This is a genomic window from Exiguobacterium sp. s57, from assembly GCF_018617685.1.
Lineage (GTDB): Bacteria > Bacillota > Bacilli > Exiguobacteriales > Exiguobacteriaceae > Exiguobacterium > Exiguobacterium marinum.
On the sequence record NZ_JACSKR010000004.1, the window covers coordinates 75,856 to 99,847 of the forward strand.

17 protein-coding genes are annotated in these 23,992 nt (G+C 48.2%); 6 read left to right on the forward strand and 11 right to left on the reverse strand.

Translation table 11 applies throughout. The features are described 5' to 3' along the window. Positions 1-231 precede the first annotated feature (231 nt). Positions 232-858 (reverse strand): TetR/AcrR family transcriptional regulator, encoded by a 627-nt coding sequence (locus tag KNO98_RS10580; protein ID WP_214700822.1) that lies wholly within the window; start codon positions 856-858, stop codon positions 232-234. A 123-nt stretch (positions 859-981) separates the two neighbouring features. On the opposite strand from KNO98_RS10580, the gene KNO98_RS10585 reads away from it, so the two are divergent. Further along, the gene (locus tag KNO98_RS10585) at positions 982-1,731 is read left to right on the forward strand and encodes an SDR family NAD(P)-dependent oxidoreductase (RefSeq protein WP_026824673.1); all 750 of its coding nucleotides are present in this window, start codon (positions 982-984) and stop codon (positions 1,729-1,731) included. A 32-nt stretch (positions 1,732-1,763) separates the two neighbouring features. Here KNO98_RS10585 and rluF read toward each other — a convergent pair whose 3' ends face one another. Next, positions 1,764-2,474, reverse strand: a complete 711-nt coding sequence (gene rluF, locus KNO98_RS10590; RefSeq protein ID WP_015880301.1) for a 23S rRNA pseudouridine(2604) synthase RluF — start codon at positions 2,472-2,474, stop codon at positions 1,764-1,766. Positions 2,475-2,566: 92 nt separating this feature from the next. Between rluF and KNO98_RS10595 the strand changes: the two genes are divergently transcribed. Next, positions 2,567-3,391, forward strand: coding sequence for a hypothetical protein (locus tag KNO98_RS10595; RefSeq protein WP_214700823.1), 825 nt, complete (start codon positions 2,567-2,569; stop codon positions 3,389-3,391). Here the strand turns inward: KNO98_RS10595 and KNO98_RS10600 are convergent. Further along, positions 3,357-4,007: a C39 family peptidase gene (locus KNO98_RS10600; protein ID WP_214700825.1), complete on the reverse strand. Its 651-nt coding sequence runs from the start codon at positions 4,005-4,007 to the stop codon at positions 3,357-3,359. The two genes, KNO98_RS10595 and KNO98_RS10600, sit on opposite strands and share 35 nt — an antisense overlap. 73 nt (positions 4,008-4,080) lie before the next feature. Then, positions 4,081-5,448 carry a YjiH family protein gene (locus tag KNO98_RS10605; protein ID WP_214700826.1) on the reverse strand — a complete coding sequence of 456 codons (1,368 nt, stop codon included), beginning with the start codon at positions 5,446-5,448 and terminating at the stop codon, positions 4,081-4,083. Between the two features lie 259 nt (positions 5,449-5,707). Between KNO98_RS10605 and KNO98_RS10610 the strand changes: the two genes are divergently transcribed. From KNO98_RS10610 to KNO98_RS10625, 4 genes are all read left to right on the forward strand, one after another. Continuing rightward, entirely contained in the window at positions 5,708-6,700 is a 993-nt protein-coding gene (locus tag KNO98_RS10610) for an LLM class flavin-dependent oxidoreductase (RefSeq protein WP_041917962.1), read from the forward strand. Between the two features lie 140 nt (positions 6,701-6,840). Then, positions 6,841-10,011: an EAL domain-containing protein gene (locus KNO98_RS10615; RefSeq protein WP_214700828.1), complete on the forward strand. Its 3,171-nt coding sequence runs from the start codon at positions 6,841-6,843 to the stop codon at positions 10,009-10,011. Positions 10,012-10,042: 31 nt separating this feature from the next. Beyond that, positions 10,043-10,900: an MBL fold metallo-hydrolase gene (locus KNO98_RS10620; RefSeq protein WP_214700830.1), complete on the forward strand. Its 858-nt coding sequence runs from the start codon at positions 10,043-10,045 to the stop codon at positions 10,898-10,900. After that, positions 10,897-11,328, forward strand: coding sequence for a GNAT family N-acetyltransferase (locus KNO98_RS10625; RefSeq protein ID WP_214700832.1), 432 nt, complete (start codon positions 10,897-10,899; stop codon positions 11,326-11,328). Before KNO98_RS10620 ends, KNO98_RS10625 begins: the two co-directional genes overlap by 4 nt. A gap of 23 nt (positions 11,329-11,351) precedes the next feature. On the opposite strand, the gene guaC is transcribed toward KNO98_RS10625, so the two are convergent. The 7 genes from guaC to KNO98_RS10660 form a co-directional block, all read right to left on the reverse strand. Further along, entirely contained in the window at positions 11,352-12,335 is a 984-nt protein-coding gene (gene guaC, locus KNO98_RS10630; RefSeq protein ID WP_214700833.1) for a GMP reductase, read from the reverse strand. A gap of 187 nt (positions 12,336-12,522) precedes the next feature. Then, on the reverse strand, positions 12,523-14,583 hold the full coding sequence (locus tag KNO98_RS10635) for a PAS domain S-box protein (RefSeq protein WP_214700835.1): 2,061 nt from the start codon (positions 14,581-14,583) through the stop codon (positions 12,523-12,525). 112 nt (positions 14,584-14,695) lie between these two features. Further along, a complete protein-coding gene (locus tag KNO98_RS10640; protein ID WP_214700836.1) occupies positions 14,696-15,880 on the reverse strand; it encodes an MFS transporter in 1,185 nt (394 codons plus the stop codon). A gap of 163 nt (positions 15,881-16,043) precedes the next feature. Beyond that, positions 16,044-18,053, reverse strand: a complete 2,010-nt coding sequence (locus KNO98_RS10645) for a catalase (protein ID WP_214700837.1) — start codon at positions 18,051-18,053, stop codon at positions 16,044-16,046. A 133-nt stretch (positions 18,054-18,186) separates the two neighbouring features. Next, positions 18,187-18,840 (reverse strand): hypothetical protein, encoded by a 654-nt coding sequence (locus KNO98_RS10650; RefSeq protein WP_214700838.1) that lies wholly within the window; start codon positions 18,838-18,840, stop codon positions 18,187-18,189. 47 nt (positions 18,841-18,887) lie between these two features. Then, positions 18,888-20,090, reverse strand: coding sequence for an NAD(P)/FAD-dependent oxidoreductase (locus KNO98_RS10655; RefSeq protein ID WP_214700839.1), 1,203 nt, complete (start codon positions 20,088-20,090; stop codon positions 18,888-18,890). A 102-nt stretch (positions 20,091-20,192) separates the two neighbouring features. Further along, positions 20,193-23,699 carry a lamin tail domain-containing protein gene (locus KNO98_RS10660; RefSeq protein WP_214700840.1) on the reverse strand — a complete coding sequence of 1,169 codons (3,507 nt, stop codon included), beginning with the start codon at positions 23,697-23,699 and terminating at the stop codon, positions 20,193-20,195. Between the last annotated feature and the right edge of the window lie 293 nt (positions 23,700-23,992).

Genomic DNA, 23,992 nt, shown 5'->3' on the forward strand with positions numbered 1-23,992 from the left:
ATTTTTAGGAAGATGTCAACCGAGATTGAAGAAAAGATTGACGAGGACGTAGGTTTCGCATATAGTTGAGTACATGCGATGAGCTGGTCTATGTAAGACGGCGGACATTCCCTTGAGGAGCACGTTGTGGAGCGTGGTCCGTCGCGGTAGACTTTCGAGAGCACCTCTAGTGAGAGGTGCTCATTTTTTATGTATACAATTAGCCTCCCTTCAAGCGAAGGGAGGCTTTTCTCATGCCCGAATGGATGCGAGTAACATCTCTTTCAACGCACGCAATTGTACGGCCGTCTCGATATCGTCTTCTAAATAACTGATATGTGACTTCAACATGATGTTGTTTCCGAACGTCCCGAACGTATTGATGATTGTGACGACGGTCACCTTCACATCGATATCCGAGCGGAATGATCCGTCTCGTTTCCCGTCTTCAATCAAGGGTTCGAGCGTCTGCATGATTTGTCGCTGCACGTCAATATAAGTCTCGATCCCAGGAAGGGGCGTGGCGACGAACGATGCATAGCTTTCAAACGCCTCTCGGAAACGGGCGTGGTCCGTCCGCTCCAACTGCATCTCGAAAAAGTGGTTCAAGATGGCTTCGAGCCTTTCATAGGCGTTTCCCTCCTCATGCATGAATTGTTCAAATCGCTCGAGTGTCGGTTGTAGATTCTTGACTGCCGCTGCGACGATCAATTGGTCTTTCTTCGGGAAGTAGCGAAATAGCGTCGCCACCCCAATTCCTGCCGCATCCGCGATGTCCTGCATCTGAACTTTTTCAAAGCCGTTCTCTAAAAATAAGCGTTCTGCCTCTTTGATAATCAGTTGGATCCGTTCTTCTTTGTTTTGTTGTCGTTTACTCAATTCCATCACCTCACTGTCTGTCCTTAGTATATCGCCTTCGAGCAGTTTCGTTGAGATTAATGTCACATCCAATTATTATTATGATAGTTAGACTATCATAATTTAAAGGATGGAGCTGGGACAATGCGTTTACAGGGGAAAGTAGCGGTCATCACAGGGGCAGGAAGCGGTATGGGAGAGTCGACGGCACGTCTATTCGCCAAAGAAGGAGCGACGGTCGTCGCGACAGATATCAATGAACAAGGTGTAAACAGCGTGGTCGAATCGATTCGTGCACAAGGCGGTGAAGCCATCGCGGTGAAGCATGACGTGACATCGCGTTCGAGCTGGGAAGACGTATTCGCAGAAGTGGAAGCGACGTGTGGCAAATTAGATATTCTCGTGAACAATGCCGGAATCGCACTTGCGAAACCGTTCTTGGAACAGACAGAAGAGGACTGGGCACGCACGTATCGCATCAACATCGATGGAGTCATGTTAGGGACACAATATGCGATTCCGCTCATGACCGAGAATGAGGGAGGATCAATCGTCAACATCTCCTCGATCTCTGCATTAACCGGTATGGCGGGTGCCGGGGCATACACGGCCTCAAAAGGTGCTGTCCGTTCTCTTACGAAAGCAGCAGCAGTCGATTACGGGAAACAAAACATTCGCGTCAACTCGGTACACCCAGGGTATATCGTGACGCCGATGAGTGCGCCGCATATGGAGCACCCGGACTATAAACAGCACTTCCTGAATCAAATCGCATTGCCAAATCTCGGACAAGCGGATGAAGTGGCGGCAGCCGTTCTATTCCTCGCGTCAGACGAGGCGAATCATATTAGCGGGATTGAACTTCCGGTAGACGGTGGCGTGACAGCGAAATAAAAAATAAGCCTAGACGCGCGTCTAGGCTTATTTTAGTACCATTCTTTTGGTTCGTAATTCAATTCGCGGAACAATTGCTCCCGTTCTTTTTTCGAAAGGTCGCGCCATTGTCCAGGTGGGAGCTTCCCGAGCGTGATGTTCATGACACGCACACGTTGGAGGCGGAACACTTCATAGCCGAGCGCCTCACACATCCGACGGATCTGACGGTTGAGTCCTTGGGTGAGGGTGATGTTGAAGTCAAACTTCGAGAGCGGACGGACTTTACACGGAAGCGTCTTCTGTCCGAGGATTTTGACGCCGGCTTCCATCTGTTCGACGAACTCCGGTGTGATCGGCTTATCGACCGAGACGATGTATTCTTTCTCATGCTCGCCTTCTGCACGGAGAATCTCGTTGACGATATCGCCGTCGTTTGTCATGAGGATAAGACCTTCCGAGTCTTTATCGAGACGACCGATATTGAAGATGCGGAGTGGGTGGTTGACCATGTCGACCAAGTTCCCTTTTACTTTCTTCTCTGTCGTACTCGTAATCCCGACCGGCTTATGGACGGCGATGTAGACGTTGTTTCGTGCGACCCGAGCGACCGAACCGTTGACGAGGACTTCATCGCCCGGTTTGACCTGGTCGCCGATTTTTGCTTTCTTCCCGTTGATGGTGACGCGTCCCTCTTCGACGAGACGGTCGGCTTGGCGACGGGACGCCTTGCCTGATTCACTAATGAATTTATTGATGCGCATGTGTACACGTCCTTTATTTGACTTCGTCCTCTCACTATAACGCATTTTATAAACTCTCGAAAGCGGGAAACGAACGGGAGAGGAGGGATGACATGGAGGCAGTACGACTGTTACAAGACGCGATGCAATTTCAAGCAACGCTATGTGACACATCATTCGGAAAAGAATTAATTCCGGAGACGTCGCCTGTCCTTTGGTACGGTCGACCTGGTCTGAATCAATGGCTGACCGTCGGGACGAATCCGTCCCGCGGCGAGTTTTTACATCGTGACGGGACGCCGAGAATGGGGCAAGCCCAAAAGTTCTATTGGCGGGACACACTCTCGTTTGAAGATTACCTCGGAAATGAAGAGGCGCTGCAACAAACGCTCGAACGGGCATCGGTCTATTTCGAGTCGGGTCGCGCGACGACGAGCTGGTTCGGGAAACCAGGTGGCGCCAAACTCGAGGCGCTCCTCAACGGGATGGGGCGGTCGTTTTATGACGACCCTAACGCTGTCATCCACGTCGATTTTTTTAAATTTGCGACGTATGAACAGATGGGGAAGATGAGGACGGGGCGCGACTGGATGGAGCATCCGACCTCAATCGAATTGTTGGAGCGGACGATTGCGTATATTAAACCGAGCCGTATCATCGTGCTCGGGCGAGACAACTGTCGTGCCTTGAACGAGTTTTCAACAATAAGAAGTCTGTCTGCGTATCCTGCCGTCACTTATGAAATCGGACGTCATGAATCAGGTATCCCGATGATTGGCCTCCATATGAAGCCGTCAGAAGTGTTCGTCGGGCTCGGGAATGGGTATGACTCAAACGGGCTACATTACGGGTCATACGCCAAGCGCGAGCATCTTTTAAAAATCGGTCAAGCGATTGAAACGATTACGGACGAGTGGTTGGTGGATGGACGCGCGTGATGCTTCCCCAAAAGTTGAATTCGTTGAAGTCGATATAGCGCACGTCTTTCGACCGGTTGTCGAGCACGGCCAACAAGACGACGTCGGGAAATCCCCGTTTTTCAAACTGTAAATAGCCGACCCCCGTGACGGAATGATTCTTATAGAAGCCGTTCGCCATATTTAATACGAACGGTCGACCCGCTTTCAGTTCCCGCTCGAACGTCGACCACTTCCATAGATAGCGGGAACTGCCTCGACCGTCATACCCGTATCGCTTCCATAGTTTCGTGATGATGGTGGCGATTTGTGTCGGGGGTGTCCCTTTCTCATCTTTGAAATGGTGCCTGAAGGCAATCTCGCGCATATCCTCCTGAATCTGCGTTACATCGTCTGGGATATTAGTGAATCCGTGATTTCGATAAAAGCGGAAGATGGCGGTGATCGATGTCAACGTACAGTTGTTCTTTCCGTTCTCGAATTGTCGTTGGAGCAAGACGGGCACGCCTTCAATCTGTACAGAGCGCTTTAATGTCCAGCGTCCGTGGTAACGATCGTTCACATAAGCTTCCGGGTCGATGATACCGGCATAACCGTTGTTTGCGACCTCGAGTTGTCCTGCGAATGGGTGCTCCATCTAGATCTCCCTCCTTTTCTTTTAGTATACAAAGGACGCCCCATCTCATAAAAGAGAAAGGGCGTCGTTTTCGTTAAAACACAAGATGTGCAATTCCGACGATGATTGGAAGTGTGATGAATGTACGTAACAAGAAAATCAACACGAGATCGAAGAACGAGATTGGGAGTTTCGAACCAAGCAACAAGCCCCCGACTTCAGACATATAGATGAGCTGGGTGACGGACAACGTGGCGATGACGAAACGCGTCATTTCACTCTCGATTTCACTTCCGAGTACGGCCGGCAAGAACATGTCCGCGAAACCAACGACCATCGTCTGTGCGGCCGCTGCCGCTTCCGGCACTTGTAGGAACATTAAAATCGGCTCGAACGGCTTTCCGATGATTGTGAAGAACGGTGTATATTCGGCGATGACGACAGCGATTGTCCCGACAGCCATGACGACCGGAAGGACACCAATCCACATATCGAGTACGTTTTTAAAACCATCTTTTAATGTTTCCAAGAAACTCTTACTTGATTGTGACTTCTTCAAAGCTTGGGTCAGCGCCCATTTACCGAGCGACATGTTCGCCGGAACATCTTCTTCCGGTTGAAGCTCGGTTTCCTCATAAGCAGTATCCGCTTTTTTAGATAACGGATAAATTCGCGGCATGATGAGGGCTGCGACTAGACCTGATAAAATGATGGCACCGTAGTACGGCAGGAAGTATTGATCGAGTCTCATATACTGCAGGACGACGATTGTGAAGGTGATGGAGACGACAGAGAATGTCGTTGCAATAATAGATGCCTCTCGTTTCGTATAATAACCTTCTTCATACTGTTTTGTCGTAAGTAGAATTCCAATCGTCGCATCTCCGACCCATGACGCGAGCGAGTCGAGGGAAGCGCGTCCTGGCAAGCGGAACAACGGACGCATGATTTTCATCAGGAATGTGCCGACGAACTCGAGAAGTCCGAAGTTCAATAGGAGCGGTAACAACATACCCGCAAAAAAGAATGTCGCAAACAAGATTGGAATCAAATCAAAGAGTAGCAAGCCACCCGTAAATTCCGACGTGATCATCTCTGGTCCGACCGCGAGTAGCGTCATGACACCGGCGATGAAACCGATGATGCGCATGACGAACCAAAACGGTGTCACGCTAAACAGTGCGTTGATTGATGGTCGTTCCACCATAAAGGCAGGACGTGCCGTAAATAATAACAACGAGCCAAGGATTGAGATTCCCATCATGATGACGGCGAGTGCCGGTACGATGCCGCCAATCCAATCAATCAATAGATTGGATAAGAAGGCGATTGGAATCGTGAAACCTTCCTCAGATGAGATTGGTACGATAAAAAACATAATGCCGATGAGCGATGGAATCAAAAACTTAAAAAAGTCTCGACTCGAAAATTTCTTTCCGTCTGGTGTTGATGAACCATTCATGATGCATTCCTCATTTCCCCGAAATGTTTTTGCTGTCTATCTATCCCCATTACACATCCAGCCACGATTAAAACCTCTTTCTTTATCAGTATAAAAAATATGACTAGGTACTATCAACCAAATGCGTGAATTTTCTAAAAATATTGGATGTTGACTAGGCAAAACATTCGTATTCTATAGAGCCATTTAGTATGATGACGGCGAGTCCAACAAATTCAAGATATTTAGAAACTTCATTATAGAGTTAGGAGAATGCATGATGAGATTGAGTGTGTTAGACCAGGCGCCGGTCACGTCGGGTCATACGGGAGAACATGCGCTGAACAGCGCGGTCGAGCTCGCACAAGTCGCAGAAGAGTTAGGGTATTACCGTATGTGGATGGCGGAGCATCATGGTGGCATGTCGTTCGCCAGCTCGGCTCCAGAGGTCATCACGGCCTATCTGGCAGCTAAGACGAACAAGATTCGTCTCGGGTCCGGCGGCATCATGATGATGCACTACTCGCCACTCAAGATGGCAGAGGTATTCAAGACGCTCAGCGCGCTCGCCCCAGGACGGATCGACTTTGGTGTCGGACGTGCGCCAGGCGGTGATGCGAACGCGATCTATGCGATGTCACAAGGGCAGAAGCCGATGATGGACGGACTTTACGAGAAGCTCGATACGACGCTTCAATTGATCAAAGATGAAGCACCTGAAGAGAGATGGTATAAGAACACGCCAGCAGCACCGACAGGCGTTACGCTTCCGGAAGCATGGTTACTCGGTTCGAGTGGAAACAGCGCCGTGCAAGCCGGACGAATGGGACTCGGCTATTCGTTCGCTCAATTTTTTAATGGTGAACTAAGTGCCGATACGCTCGACACGTACCGTCACCATTTCACACCGTCTGATTTTATGGAGAAACCGGACATCAGCGTCACGTATTTGGTCACGACGGCAGAGACGGAAGAAGAAGCGGAATATTTGGCTCGACCTTCTGATTTGTCACGTCTCTTCTTGATGCGTGGTCAATTGAGACAATTGTTGAGTCCGGAAGCGGCCCACGACTATCCGCTCACGGAGGTCGATAAAATCCACATCGCCAACAACCGAGCCATCCACCTCGTAGGAACGCCGAAACAAATCGCGGAACAGTTACGAGATGAATCGGAGCGCTATGGTTTCGATGAGGCGATGATTTGTAGCATCCAGCATAAGCAGGAAGATCGCCTGAACGTCTATCGTCTCTTGGCGAACGAATTGCTTTAATTCGGAGAGCACCTTCTCAAATATGAGAGGGTGTTTTTTTCTATGAGAGAAAAACGTTTTCCCATTTTTAAAAAGGTTTTCTCCATAGTTTGAGCGAAACCAACTACACTATAAGAAAAAGGAACAGGTGGAGGGATACGATGCAACGGATGAAAGGCGACCCAAATTATCTATTCGAGCTGTTCACACGCTTGTATCGGATGGTATTTCTAATGGAAGTGACGGAGAACGGCTATCGTTACGTGAATGTGAGCGAACAGGGGAAGGTGGCCTCTTCGCTTCCGAGTGATGTAGAAGGCCGTTATTTACATGAGATGTACCGTTCAGAAGTGGCCGATGAATTGATTGGACATTATGATGTGGTCGTTGAGACGGGGGAGCCGGTGTATTTCATGTCGCAAATGAACATCGAGTCCAATACCGCTCAATTTGCATCTTCTATGCTTGTGCCGGTCGAAGATGAAGCGGGGAAGGTTCGTTATGTACTCAGTTTGACGACGGATTTATCCGAGGAAGCAGAGATCAAGTTGTTACGGAGTATCGAGCATATGGATTATTTGACCGGGATGCCCAATCTGATGAAAGTCAAATTGGAACTCGATCACTTGTTCGAGCAACATGATTCGGAAGAAACGAGCGTCATGCGTCTCCACATCAATCGTTTCAAGATGATGATGTCGCTTCAAGGAGTGGAGCGCTCGAATCAATTGATTAAAGACATCACACGTCAATTGGCGAACACGCTTCCGAAAGGTTCGATCATCGGTCGAGTAGACGGTGAAGACTTTATCGCGGTTCTGCCATATGTGCCGATTAAAATCGCTTATATGTATGCTGAACATTTGCTTGATGTGATTGCGAGTCATTCCTACCAAGTTGCGGAGGCAGAATTCCCGTTATCGAGTTGTATCGGAATCGGAGCGGGGACGACAGACGCCGACCGTATCATTATGAACGCTTCGACTGCTTTACTCGAGGCGCGGCAGACCGGGAGTCAGACGATTCGTTTATATGAGCACGATGAGTATGTACAACGCTATATCGATGAAATCATGATTGAGACGGAACTCGTGAAAGCACTCAAACAAGACGAACTGTACATGATGTATCAGCCGAAAGTGTCGATGGATGGAGCAATTCATTTTGAGGCGCTCATTCGTTGGGAAAGTCCGGTGCTCGGTATTGTTTCTCCTGAAATGTTCATACGGGTTGCGGAGCAGTCGCTACTGATTGAGGACGTGACACAGTTTGTCCTGAATCGGGTGTGCCAGGAGGTGTCAACACATCCCGAGCAATTTGAAGGGCGCCGTGTGGCCGTGAACGTGTCGCCGAACTTGTTTCATGAGAACCATATGAATGAACTCGTTTCCATCATTGCATCGTACGGTCTTCAACCTGAACAGTTTGAGTTTGAAGTGACAGAGCACACGTTAATGCATGAACCAGTCGCTACGATCAAAATAGTCGAATCGTTAAAACAGCAAGGGTTTCGACTGATGATTGATGATTTCGGAGTCAGTTACTCCTCTTTAAATTATTTGAAGCTATTCGAAATTGATGGAATCAAGATTGATCGATCGTTCGTTGCTCAACTCGATCAAGAGAGTGGACTAAAAGAATATGAAATCGTCAAACTGATTGTGTCGCTGGCAAAAAAATTAGACCTAGAGGTGACGGCAGAAGGGGTCGAGACGGAAGAACAATATCGTATTTTACGTCAACTCGGCTGTGATGAGATTCAAGGTTATTTCTTTAGTCGCCCGATGCCGCTTGGAGACTTGGATAAAGCGCTCGATATCTTATATTCCCATCAAGCGATGTTGTCGAAAATCGAACAGCCGTCACAGTTACTTCAACCTTCTCTAGACGACCGTGAAATAAAACGCTTAAAAGCGATTCTGAGATTGGAGATTTTAAATACACCTCAAGAGGAACGTTATGACCGAATCTCACGTTTGGCTGCACAAACTTTACAGATGCCGGTCGCCTTCATCTCCATCATGACGACGGATCAACAGTGGCTCAAATCATGTGTCGGGATTGAACTCGAATCTGCGCATCTTAAACGGGAATGGACGTTATGCAATCGGGTTATCACATCTGAGCGTCCGGTCGTCATTGAAGATGTCGTGTCAGAAGCGATTGAGAGCGATAGTCCTTGGCTCGAGCGTATTGGGTTTTATGCAGGTGTACCACTTCGTACAAAACAAGGTCATGTCATCGGTACGCTTTGTGTAGTCGACGAGCAGGCGAGAACGTTCACGGAAGCAAATCTACAAACACTTGAATCGTTTGCGCATTGGGTCATGACAGAAATTGAGCATACAGAAGTTTTAAGGCGACAAATCAATCGTCAGCAAGTTGTAGAAGCATTGTATGAAGCGACGGCATTACGCCTGCCATTTCAAGACCAATTGGAGCGGGTTCAAGAAATTCTATTGGAATGGGTCGGTTATTCACACGCGGTCATCTTCTCGATTGAAACTTTCAACCGACTCTTGGTAGAGAATGGGGTATCCCGTTTGACGTGGGGAGAAGAAGAACTTCAATCCCTCCATCAACTGACGACAGTCGGTTCACAAACGCTACAAGAAGGCGAACTTATTGTAGACGGCATTGAATTCACCACGCTCATCAGTTTTCCTCTGACACATAATCATCAAGTGTTTGGCTGGATTGTTTTATTGGCGGAGCAAGGGAATTTAAATGATCAACTTGACGAGAATACCCTTCAGGAATTGACCGACACGATACGATTGCTCGCGAGATGGATGGAGAGTGGGATTCGAAAAGAACGGAAACAACGCGAGATGGTTCATATCGCGAAACAGGATCAATTGACGAAACTATGTAACCGTCACACCCTCACGACTGATTTATACAAGCAACTGCAGCGCTCGCAACCGATTACATTACTATTAATTGATTTAGACGATTTTAAACGAATCAATGATCAATTCGGTCATTTGATCGGGGATGAAATGTTAATTGAGATGGCTCAACGATTACATGAGTTTGTACAGCGTGTTGGTGGTCAGGTGTATCGATTTTCTGATAATGCATTCATTGTGATTCAGGATGGCTCTCCCCGCAGGTTAAAAGATATAAATAAAGTCATTTCCCGGGGAATAACTGCGTCGAATGGAGAAGTGATTCATCTTACGGCGAGTGTCGGGGTCACCATGGTGCAAAGTAGTGACACGATCGACGCGATTCTTCATCAAGTCGATTTGGCCATGCACATTGCAAAAAACAATGGGGGCAATCAATGGTTCCGGTACGATGTATATTCAGATGGTGAGGAACTTTAACTGATTTAGTAGAAGAGGAGTTTATTTGTTCATGCAAACTTTGATCAAGCACTCGGAACGTTTTTGGTACATGACACCTGTCGACCGTACAGACCGACCGATTCTCGGTGCCGTTGTCGGCGATACGCATACGCTGCTCATCGACGCTGGTAATTCTGTGTCGCACGCTTCATTCTTTTTAGAACAGCTAGAAAAACAAAGCCTCCGTGCGCCTTCGATGGTCGCATTGACACATTGGCATTGGGACCACATCTTTGGTTTACCGGCCCTAGAAGGGATAGTCTCGATTGCGAGTGAGGCGACAAAACAAGGGATGGAGAAGCTTGTCCCGTACGATTGGGACGATGCCTCTCTTGACGAGCGGGTGTCGCAAGGGATTGAAATCGCATTTTGTGCGGAGGCGATCCGAGAAGAATATGGGGACGCCCGCGACATCGAAATCGTGTTGCCGACGCTGACGTTTCAAGAATCGCTGACGCTCGACCTCGGTGGGGTTCACGTTGTGTTGAAACATGTCGGGGGAGACCATGCAAAAGACGCTGTCATTCTATATTTTGTAGAAGAGAAAATCTTATTTTTGGGAGACGCGTTATACGCAAATCTATACGCTCCGACATGGCGGATGACACCGGAAGAGACACTTCGATTGTTGGATGTGTTGGAGACATTCGATGCCCAACAAATCGTTTGGTCACATGGTGAGATGGTGAGTCGTGAAGCGTTCGCAGAAGATTGCCTCGCATTAAGACGAATCGCCACCATATCAAATGATTTCCCAGGAAATATCGATGGAATCACTCGGTCATACGCTTCACTCGTCAATCGTGAAATCAACGAAGAAGAGAAAGAATTGATTACGTTTTTTGTGAACGGGACGATGGGAAGATGACACATATCATCACAAGAATTCACGAGGAGGACGAGACGTTCCAACAGTTTTTGACCACTCAATTGCGTGAGTATAACAACGTTCATTCGATTCATCATCGTGATATACGTGAAGCGAACGTGCCGCTCATTCAGTTAAAAATCGAACAAGAAGGACAGGTGATCGCCGGATTGTATGGGAGTGTGTATTGGGGATGGTTCGATTTGGATCGCCTGTGGGTCGATGCAGACTTTCATGGTCAAGGCATCGGTAGTCAAATACTTGTAGAAGGGGAGGCGTTAGCGAAGTCGCTCGGTGCGACGCGTGTGAAGTTGACGACGTTCTCGTTTCAAGCAAAAACGTTTTATGAACGATTCGGTTATACGGTCGCGGGTGTGCTACCGGACTATCCACCTGGATCGGACTACTACATGATGAAAGAACTATAAAAGGCGACACGAGGTCGCCTTTATTAATATACTTTATCCCCATTGAAGATTGAGTTTTTCACCATGACATAGTCTACTGTGCGCAATGCCTCGAGACTGTCACCACCCGCGTAAGAAATCGCCGATTGGAGGTCTTGCTCCATCTCGGTCAATGTATCTTGTAGTGCCCCTTTATGTTCGACAAACATCTTTTTCCCCTCGACATTTTTCCGCTCACCTTTTTGAAACTCAGAAGCCGAACCGAAATACTCTTTCAATTGTTTCCCGTCTTGCTCGAACGTTTCCCCCGGTGATTCATCGTGTCCGGCAAATAACGAGCCAATCATGACCATCGAAGCCCCGAAGCGAATCGATTTGGCGATGTCACCATGTGTCCGGATCCCTCCATCCGCGATAATCGGTTTTGTCGCCGCCTTGGCACACCATCGCAGTGCAGCCAATTGCCAACCCCCTGTACCAAACCCAGTCTTGATTTTCGTGATACATACTTTACCGGGTCCGATCCCGACCTTCGTCGCATCCGCTCCGGCGTGTTCTAATTCGCGAACAGCCTCTGGCGTCCCGACGTTCCCGGCGATGACGAATGAGCCGGGAAGATGGTGTTTGATGTGTTGAATCATTCGAATGACCGCATTTGAGTGTCCGTGTGCGATATCGATCGTAATGAATTCTGGCGTATGACCGGTCGATTTAAGCATCTCGATAAAGGCATACTCTTCTTTCTTCACCCCGACACTGATGGATGCATACAATCCACGCTCATGCATATCTCGGATAAACGCAAGACGCGTCTCTGGATTGAAGCGATGCATAATGTAAAAGTAACCGTTCTTGGCCAGCATCAGTGCTACTTTTTCATCGATAATCGTCTGCATGTTAGCCGGAACGACCGGTAAACGGAAAGTAAAGCCACCAAGCTCGACGGTCGAGTTACATTCTGAACGACTGTCGACAATACATTTTGCAGGAATCAATTGAATATCTTCATAATCAAATACTTTATCCATATGTCACACCCCTATTCACGAACATTAACGTCTTAAATAACAAAAAAACTTCGCCCATTCGGTAATATAACGTGAATGGAACACAAAGTCAAAGGGTATCTAAATAAATTAACTTAAATATGAATATAATTCGATAAAATGCATTCAATCGTTCGGTTTTTGATGTTTCACGTGAAAAAAGGACCACTCATTCGTGGTCCTTTGCGAGTACATATTGGTTTCGTCCGCCAGCTTTCGCTTCGTAGAGAGCAAGGTCGGCGCGTTTTAATAACTGTTTGGTCGACAAGCCTTTCACATAACGAGCGCCCCCGACACTTGAAGTCGTGATGAACGTATGATGGTCAATTTCCCATGGACGTTGCAATGCCTGGATGACTTTCTCTGCGACACGATGTAGAGAACAGAGGTCGTTGAAGCGAATGAGCACGGCGAATTCATCACCTCCGAGTCTAGCGATCATATCTTGTTTTCGAAGCACGGATGTCAATCGACGTGCGAGTTGGCGCAAGAGCTCATCACCCACATCATGACCGAACGTATCGTTTATTTGTTTGAAGCGGTCAACGTCAAGTGCGAGAACGGCCAATTCGCCCTGTTCGAACTCGGTTCGATCAATCTCTTCTTCGAGATAGGCGAGGAAGAAGCGGCGGTTCGGCAAATCCGTCAACGTGTCGTGATACGCCAAATGCTTCAATTGTTTCTCGAGTGCTTTTCGCTGCATGATTTCACGGCTGACCGTCAAGTAGTGAAGGAGACGTCCAGATTCATCATAGATGGCCTGTATTTTCGTTTCGAGCCAAATCCAGCGCTGATCAGCGTGAAAATGACGGAATTCAAGTGTCAACGAGATGTCCTGTTGCTGTCTTTCTTTCAACTGCTCCCTGACGATATGGATGTCGTCAGGATGGATATAGTCGAGCGTATTCTTCCCTTCGTAATACCCGGCCGCAAAGCCGAGCACGGTACGGTGGGAAGGGGATGCATAACGAACGGTACCGTCCCGTTCTAACATACAAACGAGATCACTCATGTTTTCTGTGATCAATCGATATTGTAACTCGCTTTGTCTCAAGGCTTGTTCCATTTCACGTTTTTCTGTGACATCACGTAAAATCGTTAGGACGGCCGTTTCGCCCTCGTAGTCGATGAGGAGACTACTGATATCCATCTGGAGCTTGTCTCCACTCGGCGTCACGATGACCATTTCCGTATCCTGCACAGGGCCTCCAAGTTCAAGGGATGCGAGTCGTTTACGGGTGGATAGATGATGCTCTTCTGCGATGAATGAAAAAATCGATTCACTCTCGAGGTAAGTTTCACCAATTGTGGCGAGCGCCATCGCGTTCGCGTATATAATTTTCCCGTCTTGATGGACGATGATGCCTTCTGGAATCGTCTCGATCAGTTGACGATAGCGGCGTTCACTTTCGACCGTAGCACGTTCGGCGTTCTTCTCGGGCGTCAAGTCGATGATGATTGCAAATAGGCCGGTAATGTTACCACCGACCTCGATTGGAATGTTGAGGACGGACAAGTCGAGTCGTTCACCGGATTGATGTTCAGCATAGACGGAATATTTGTGTGGAATCCCAGAAAGCGTGAATTGTAATCCTTTCCGCACCCGAGACCGTTCACTCTCGGGAAGCCAATGCAGGAACGGATGGTGAAGCATGTCCTGTTCCGCATAACCCGTGATGGCCATGACGGCCGGGTTGACTGATTTAATGTTTAGATGATGATCGAGCACAAAGATGCCATGGGGAGAATACCGTCGCAGCGACTCATGATGATCTTTCAGGATTGAGAGTTCGAGCTCACGACGTTTTCGTTCTGTCACTTCACGAACGACGGAGACGATATGTGTGCAGATTCCCTCATCATCAAAAATCGGAGTTACTTCTGACTCGAAGTAATGAAGTGGAAGCGTCCACACATCATTCGCCTCTACGGTATCCGTATAAAATGAGTCAGCAAGAAGATAGTCTTCATAGACGACACTCTTTTTTGTTCGGATTGCTTCATCGTAATACTGTGAGATGAGAGCGGCCGTCTCAGTCGGAACGAGTTCATCAATCTTCTTCCCGATATCCTCATCCGACCAGTTGATTGCACGTTTTCCGGGTTCGTTCACGAAGACGTATCGATAAGCTGAACCATCAACTTCCATAAAGAATACATAGTCTGAAATTTTATCGAACGTCCGTAGTAAAATCGATGCGTTGGATTGAAGTGTATGGTCAGCTTTCATCTCGTCTCCCTCATTTCGTTCATTCTATTTTTTACACGTCATTTTTATTTTAACGTATCCACCACAGAAATGTGTGAACTTTCAAAAAAAGACAGGATGCATATACATCCTGTCAGGCAGCTTCGTTCAGTTGTTTTTGTTCGTTCCGTCCATTCATAACGTAATACAAGAAAATGGTAAAGAGAACGACGCCAGAGAGAATCAGGTATAACGTCGAGAAACCGGTCAACGGAATGAGTAGTCCGATGAAATAAGGTCCAAACCCGAGACCTGCATCGAGCGCAATAAAGAACGTGGATGTCGCCATCCCCATCCGGTGGGGTGGTGAAGCCTTAACGGCAATCGCTTGTGTACCAGATTGGATATTTCCGAAACCTAGTCCAATCAAAGCACCTGCGAGTAGAAGAATCCAGCCACTGCTTGCTTGACTGAGCACAAGAAGCCCGACGGCAAAGATGGCGATTGCCGGATACATGACGACGTTTGCTCCGCGCGCATCCATCAATTTCCCAGTGATTGGACGTGATAAGAGTACTGCAACCGAATAGACAAGGAAGAAGATACTTGCCGCCTCAATCAAGTCGAGTTCACTTGCATAAAAGTTGATATAGGACAAGACACTCGAGTAGCTTAGTGCGGCCATGCCGATGATGAGGGCAATCGGTAACGCCCTCGGTTCGACGAATGATTTCAATGAGAAGCCACGAACGACTTCAGGAGTATCGACTTCTGGTACATTCACAAAGAACGTACTCGCCAAACTGATGACCCCGATTACAAAACAAAGTCCGAAAATGACCGTAAAGCTCGTATATTGGCTAAGGAGCAGCCCGACGAATGGCCCGATGGCTGTCGCCAGAGTGGAGCTCATGCTGTAGTAGCCGATGCCTTCACCTTTCCGGGTCGCAGGGATGATTTGCGCTACGATGGTCCCGGTTGCCGTACTCGATAATCCCATCCCGAGACCGTGAACGAACCGGGTGAGCAATAAGAAGCCGATGCCCCAGTGGACGAAGTACAATAAAATCGTGGTGGTGAAAAAGACGAGCCCGATATAAAGCGTCTTCTTCCGACCGATCGAATCAATGAGTCGACCGATGAATAATCGTCCGGTCAACGTCCCGATGATGAAGATACCGGTGACAAGTCCTGCTTGACTCGTCGTCGCTCCGTACGACTCGACGGCATGCACTCCGATTGTGACCATCAATAAGAAAAAGATAAGCGTCAGGAAGAAGTTGATGAGCGAGATGATCAAGAAGTCTCGCGTCCACAGTTTTTGAATAGGTTGATGCATCGAACACGACGCCTCCTTTTCTTCAAAGTCGAATAGTTAATAAACATAACTAAAAGAGTATACCAAATCAAATTAGGATTGTCTGAGATGATGCACTACATGCACTGAATGACAGACATGAAAAAAACTCGACTCGGGAATCGAGTCGAGTAAAGTAACGTCGTTAGGCACGGTCCCAGAAACGGGCTGTCGCAATCCCATCGATGAACGCATCGAATCCATCGAGGTTGTGCTCGTCAAACGTGAAGACGCCAGGCTGGTCTGTCTTCACGCGACATGTGGCGAGTGCCTCTTTGTGATGCACGTGCAAGGCGAGCGGCTTATAGTGCTTATACGTGTTCTCGATAAACTCGAGGACATCATCTTCGACCGAGGTTGCGGCGCTCACTAAGAAAGCGGCATCGAAGAGGCTCGCGTCGACTGTGTCATACGTCTCTTTTACTTTCAAATCACCGAGCATATGCGCTTTTTTTCCGACGAGGCTATAGTTGACATTGTGGTCGGCGAGCATCTGCACCCATTGTTTCACCTGATTCGCATCCACGTCACCGGCGAGGAGGAGGGCGACACTCTTCGTGTCCGGTTTTTTAATCGTGTTGGCCATCGAGAGGGCAGGGGAGCTCTTATCTGACTGGACCTCATTATTCTCTTCTGGCACTTGTACCCCTAAATTGTCCGCGACGACTTCGGCGAGGTGACGATCGATCCGATTCAATAAATCGACGGCGTTTTCTTTCACCATGTCGGACTCACATTTTCCGAGCTCAAAACTACAGGCGTCTTGAATATGCTTCTTCTCGACATCGGTCATGCTGTTGTAGAAGAGCTTCGCCTGTGAATAGAAATCAAGGAAGCTGTCGCTACGGCCGCGAATCTTGTGCCCGTCCACCTTCTCTTGGTAATGCTCGAAACCACCTTGGTCGGCCGGTACGGGTTCCGGCTGGTTGTTGTTGAGCGCATTTTTGTGATAGCTCGTCTGACCTTTATGGACGGCCATTTGATGCATCCCGTCCCGCTGATTGTTGTGGAACGGACAAACTGGCTTATTGATTGGAATCTGGTGGAAGTTTGGTCCACCGAGACGCGAAAGTTGCGTGTCCGTATACGAGAACAGACGACCTTGCAAGAGCGGATCGTTCGAGAAGTCGATTCCTGGAACGAGATGACCCGGGTGGAACGCGACTTGCTCAGTTTCCGCGAAGAAGTTGTCGACGTTTCGGTTCAAGGTCATCTTCCCGACGAGTTTCACCGGGATCTCTTCTTCCGGCCACAGTTTGGTCGGGTCTAAAATATCGAAGTCGTATTTGAACTCGTCTTCTTCAGGGATGAGTTGAAGTCCGAGCTCCCATTCTGGGTAGTCGCCTTTATTGATGGCTTCATACAGGTCGACACGGTGGAAATCAGCATTTTTCCCGACTGCTTTTTGGGCTTCGTCCCATACTTGTGAATGCACCCCGAGCTTTGGCTTCCAATGAAACTTGACGAAGTGCGCCTTTCCTTCAGCATTTACGAGACGGAACGTATGCACCCCGAACCCTTCCATCATGCGTAGACTACGCGGAATCCCCCGATCACTCATCGCCCACATGACCATATGAGCGGTCTCGTGATTTTGTCCGACGAAATCCCAGAACGTATCGTGCGCGCTTCCCCCTTGCGGCACTTCCGTATGTGGTTCAGGTTTCACGGCGTGGACGAGGTCCGGGAACTTGATTGCATCTTGGATAAAGAAGACCGGGATGTTATTCCCGACTAAATCATAATTCCCTTCGTCTGTGTAGAACTTCGTCGCAAATCCACGGACGTCCCGAACGGTGTCACCGGAACCGCGTGACCCCTGAACCGTTGAGAAACGGACGAATACGGGTGTTGTCTTCGAAGGGTCATTCAAGAAATCCGCTTTGGTGAACTCGGCAAGCGGTTCATACACCTGGAACTCCCCGTGTGCTCCGACTCCACGCGCATGAACGATGCGCTCCGGAATCCGCTCATGGTCGAAGTGAGTCATCTTCTCACGGAAATGGAAGTCCTCGATTAACGTCGGACCACGACGTCCTGCTTTCAGCGAGAATTCGTCTTCCGCCATCTTCAGACCTTGGTTTGTCGTCAAGCCAGCTTGTTGTTCGTTATCAATCGTATGTTGTTTTAACTGCTCTTCTTTCTTGTTCCCCATGTGATTGCCTCCCTTAAGTATGACTGACCGTCGTAAGTCACGATTTGACCTACTGTATCGGTGTTCCCTAACCTAAAATAAAAAAATCCCTCTTTTTCAAAAAAAGAGAGATTTCACACAAAGTTAAGATTATTCATAATGCGGCCCATACATGTTGTTTCAATACGATTTGTTGCACCACTTTAGGGTCGAGTTCGTATTCCGTGGCAATGACACGCGTCACTTTCGCTTTCGCATCGGGGTCATCAGAATTCTGCTCCGTATACTGGTCTTGCCATGACCTCCAAATCTGTATCTCTTTGTCGGTCAATTTGGTCGTCCATTCTTTTTCCCGAAGTTGCCAGCCGAATATCATGTCGTCTATTTGACCGGGTTTCACCCAATCGGCAAGCGCGTAATCACCTTCCGGAGCGAATACGGCTTCACCGAGTGGGGGTTCCGTCCCGATATACGCGGCATCATCATAAAATCGTAGCAAGGCGGCCTGAAACTGATCAGACTGTTGTACGTCATCGATGACGTCATGACTGATTGATTGAAGCTCATCCGTACTCCGTTCCCCATGTACCACGACATCATATTCATATCGAGTGACGCCGTCTTCTTCAATGGGTGTACGTTCTTCAATCGTGTATATTTCCTCGGAAATAGAGGCTTGTTCAGACTTCAATTGTGTGGTGGGTGTCGACTCCTGCGGCCAGAACCAGACGGCCAAGCCGAGCGGGACGAGAAACACGGCGAGACGCCGGAGTTGATATACCCAATTTGCTTTTCTTTTTTTCTTCAACCAAAAAACACTCCTTCAATATGTAACAATCCCCGAGATGTCGGGGATTATGTTCGATCTAGACGAACGAGGTCCGCATCGGGATGCGACTGACCGCGAACGAGGGCACTTAAAATACGAGAGCCGAGCATGCTGTACACCGTCCCATTTCCCCCATATCCAAGTAAGTAAAACAAGTTCGGTTGATTCGGGTGCTCTCCGATGAACGGGAGTTGGTCCACTGATTCTCCGAACAAGGCGACCCAGGCATAATCGATTTCAAGGTCATACATCGGGAAGAGCTCGGCTATTTTTTCTTTCACCCGTTCTGCCCGATCATTCATGAGCGTCTCGTCGTGAGGCGTCTCTGCTTTGTCTTCGTCGAGTCCACCTGCGATAATCCGACCATCGGGAGTCGTACGTAAATAGAGATACGGGCGTTTCGTCTCCCAAATGAGGGCACGTCCTTCCCATTCACTGAACTCAGCGATCGGATTCGTGGCGATGGCGTATGACCGATTCAAATCGATCCGATGGGAATCGAGTAGGGGGGCAGGCCCATAACCCGTCGCAAAAATGACTTTATTTGCTTTGAATGTCCCGTTTGAAGTGAAAACGACCCATCCGTCACCGTCGGACACGACCTCATCCACCGACGTTTCTTCAAAAATCGGGACTTGTTGTTTTGATAAATGGCGGATGATTTGACGGCTTAGCGTGAGCGGATTGACCTCGGCATCGCCTTTCGTGATGAGGGCCGCCGGTTTTTCGAATGGGAAGCGTTCGCGTAGTGCCTCACGATCCAACCATTCCACGTCAAAACCGTGTTTTGACAGCATTTCATACTCACGTTTCAATTTGGCAACATCGGTCTCATCACTCGCAAAACAAAGACTGTCCCGTCGAATATATATATCGGATGCACCGACATCTTTTGCCACCTGGTCGAGCGATTCGACCGCATCGAGACACAGTTGATAGAATCGTACGGCTGCTTCCTCTCCAATTTTTTCTGCGAGTTCATGCAACATGATGTCATTTGAATATTGAATCAACCCGGTATTTGCTGATGTGCTTCCTGTCCCGACTTTGCGTGCATCAATCACCGCAAAATCCACACCATCCTGTTGTAACGTATAGGCCGTCAATGTGCCGGACATACCGGCACCGACGACGAGCACGTCATAATGCTCTTTTTTCTCAGGTTTTTGCAACACGACGTCATCTGATTCGGTCGTCGGCCAATACAGTTCTCCGTTATACAGTTCCATAATTTCTCCTCCACGATTCAGCATCTTCCTTTTTATCCCCGCTTCAGAAAAGGCAAAACCTAAAAAACCGCAGACAATGTATCTTGTCTGCGGTTCAAGATGTCATTTCTTGATAATGATTGATGAAGGAGAGGCACCTTTCGTATACGTGATGCGTTGGACGTTCTTCGCACCATGAATCTCAGCAAGGTTTTTCCCGTCAACGATGACTTCCTTCACTGTTGCACCTTTGAAGTCGATAGTGGCACCAGCTTCTTTTGGTTTCACTTGAACGACGACGTTTTTTAAAGCGTCACCAGTCAATTCCGTGTATATACCACGAACGAAGATCCCATTTTTGAAGTTTGTACCTTTTCCGATCGTCACACCGATATAATCCTCTTGAAGGACGAGACGTGCAGCTTTATGGTTTTCCACGGTATAACGCGTCAATTCCACTTCTGGTTCCGGTGTGAAGTCGATTTGTGCAAGGACTGGATCGTGGTCACTCGCACGTCCTGACATCTCTGTGAAGTCTGCGTTGACGTGAATCATGTCGATCTTCGTAGAGTTCGCTAAGCGGTTCGACACGAGGATATGGTCGAGTACTTGCGAATTCCCTTGATACACATAAGAGTAACGGTCGACAGCCGGGACTTTCTCGACCATGTTCGTCATTAAGTCACCTTTGAAGATTTGAAGTGCATCCGAGAATTCGAAGTCGTTGAAGTCTCCAAGTGCAACAACGTTTGCTTCTGGGTTCTTCGTCTTCACGTCCGACACGAAGTTGTGGACGACTTGTGCAATTTTCTTACGTTGCACTTCACTTCCGAGTACGACCGGCTGTTGTGAGCCGAAGAACCCAGTATCGCCGCCTTTTGAGTTCCAGTGGTTCGCGATGACGATGACGTTCTCGCCTTTGAAGTCGAATTGAGCCGCCAACGGTTTACGTGAGCGATCGAACGCTTCGTTCGTTGGGTCGATCCGTCCCGGGTTGTGCGTCAATTTCCCGTCAGCGTATCCGACTGCCGTCGTCGCATCACCGGCAGGAATTCCGTCAGTCAATGACACGCGCTCAGGGTCGTATAAGAAGCCGACGCGGATGTTGGCATCCGGTGCGCCACCATCCTGGTTGTTCTCTGGGTCGATGTTTGCGTACTTGTATGTCTTCCCGCCGACAGCAACAATGTTGTCAATCAAGCGTTGATAACTTTGATCAGCGGCAGAACCTGCCCCTTTGTCCTGTCCGTCGTTGTCTTGTACTTCTGTCACGCCGATGATGTCAGGGCTGTTCAATTCATTGACGAATGCTTTCGCCAATTTGAGTGCCTTCTCATCTGATGTTTCTTTGATGTTGTTCGAGAAGTTTTCTAAGTTATACGATGCAATCGTTAATTGATCTTCCTCTGCCTCGATGAACGTCTTCTCACGCTGCGCATCCCCTTTGACGAATGTAGCCTTCATATCCTCAAGTGAAGCTTGAATCTTATAGTTACCGAATGAATAGCCGACGACACCGACAATTGGTCCGTTGAAACGGTCGCCTGTCGCGACATCAAAGTCACGTGCTTCAGCGTTCGGTTCGAGACGGAACTGAATGCGTTCTGGGTTCGCGTCGTTCTTTTTCAATAAGACGCCGCCATTGTATGTCTCCGTTGGCGTATCTTCGAGAACAGTCACCAAATCACCGTACTCCTGCGGTCCGACCGACTTCAAATTGTTCGTTTGAACGCGCATCCCTTCAAGGCTCTCCCAGAAATCGATTGCGTCCTTCTCCGGGTTGAAGACGGCGAGGTTATCACTGTCGATATACTCGGTCGGGAGATTTGAAGCGTCAATCGTGATCGGGGTAGGAAGTGTTACACCGCTCTCGAGAACTTCAACTTTTCCGTTACGCGTATCGATTTGTGTCATCTTCATATCTGTCTGTTGACGGTCGCTGTATCCTTCAATCGCGTACTCGCTCACTTTTCCGTTCACTTTAACGAGGTCACCGACTTGAATACCAGCAATTGAACGTCCGCCGTAAAGGACAATCCCTTCAGATGTGCGTGCATCATTATCGGCTTCCGTGTCAGGAGTTTGAATGAAGTAGTAGGTCGTTCCGCTTGAGACGAAAGTAGACGTGACGATCCCTTCGATACCTTCAACCGTCTGTCCGTTCATCGGAGCCGTATGGTTCGCACCTTGGATGTCGTGAATGCGAATTTTGTCTGTAATCTTGTAAGAGAATGTCGAGATGGCACTGAACGCATCTTCCGTTTTCACGACCGTCTTCAATGTCATCGAGTTTTCGATGCGGATTGGATTTTCGTAACGAAGACCATTCTCTTTCGGATCAGATCCGTCGAGCGTATAGAAAATCTCGGCGTCTGCTGTCGTTGTCGAGAGCGTGACGTCTTGTGGTCCGACGAACGTACCGGCACCTGGTTTTGCGACGGCAGGGCGAAGAACAGACGTATCGATGACTGTATCTGCTGGGTCACGAGGGATGATTTGGTACATGTTATCAAATTGCTGGACGATTCCTGTAATCGATGAATAGTTCACGTCTATCTGCAAGTCGAGGATGCTTCGCTCGTCACGAACGATGAACTCTTTTGTCCCATCTGTTGCCGTCAAGTTCTGACCGCTACCTGTGAGCGTGACATTTTTGACGGTGACGAGTTCTGATTCGACGTTTTCGTTGATTTGTTCACCTGTCACTACTTGTGCAACAGGAAGCGTCGATTCCTGTTTGGAGACGACGACGGCACTGTTCAATTGAAGTAGTTCACGATATGAACCGACGACCCCTGTGACGACAACTTCATCCCCGACATTGACCGCAAGTGACGTTGGACGGATAGACAGACCTCCCGTCGCGTCTTGGATGGAGATCGTGTTTGCTAATTTAGCCGTGACGATTCCTTTTACCGTGACCGTCTCGTTTTCTGCTTTTGTCCGCGCGTCAGCAATTGAAATCGGTGTGATTGGTGCAGGCGGTTCAGTCGTGCCACCATCTCCGTACTCGACACCTTGGAACGTATGTAACCCGAGGTTATCGAACGTGTCTTGTGGTGTCGATATCCATTCGATAGACGGGTCGAACGTGTCGCTGCCTTCACTGTCTCCACGCGTCACCGTATCTTTACGAATGAGCGACTGATCGGCAGTCGCAACGATCGTTCCCCATTTTGTCCCCGGATCGAAACCGAGTTGACCAAAGACATCGAGAATAGTGTCTCCTTTTTTCAAGATGATTGTGTCATCCCCATTGAAGTTCGTCACGGCGCTCACCGTGTTCGATTTTTCTTTCAACGCGTCCGATGCACTGCCGTTCACGATGACATATGTAGCTCCCGGTGCGAGTGTGCCTGTTAAATTCAATGTGTTTCCGGCAGTCGTGCCTCCGTTTGAATACAATTCAATCTTGTAAGCAGAAAGGTCAATTGTCGCGTTCGTTCCGTTAAATAACTCGATTGCCTTGTTATTACTTGATCCTTCAACATATTCTGAAATGAAGAGGTCTGAAGCGTTCAACGTCTCGGCGTGTACGTTTGCCGCGATCGGCGTCATGCTACTGGCGATGAGTCCTGCTGATAAGGCGAGGCCAGTGACTGTCTTAAATGATTGTGTTGGTTTCCCCATGTGTAAGTCTCCCTTAGATATAATGGTCTAATCCGATTTCCCCAATTCGTGTCGTTAATTAATGGTTAATATTAGTCCCCCTTTTCGAAAAAAAACGACTTGATAGCGCTTACATTACTTCTCTTGTGACGAATTTCTTGAAAAATATTCGTGTATTGTCAAAATTAACACGTTCATTTCCCAAGTTTTTAACTACATGTTAAACATAACCAAGCAGACGCCAGAACTCAATCTACTAAATACGAAGTTATGATTACATTTTGATGACAGGGTAAATGGAATTTGAAGAACTT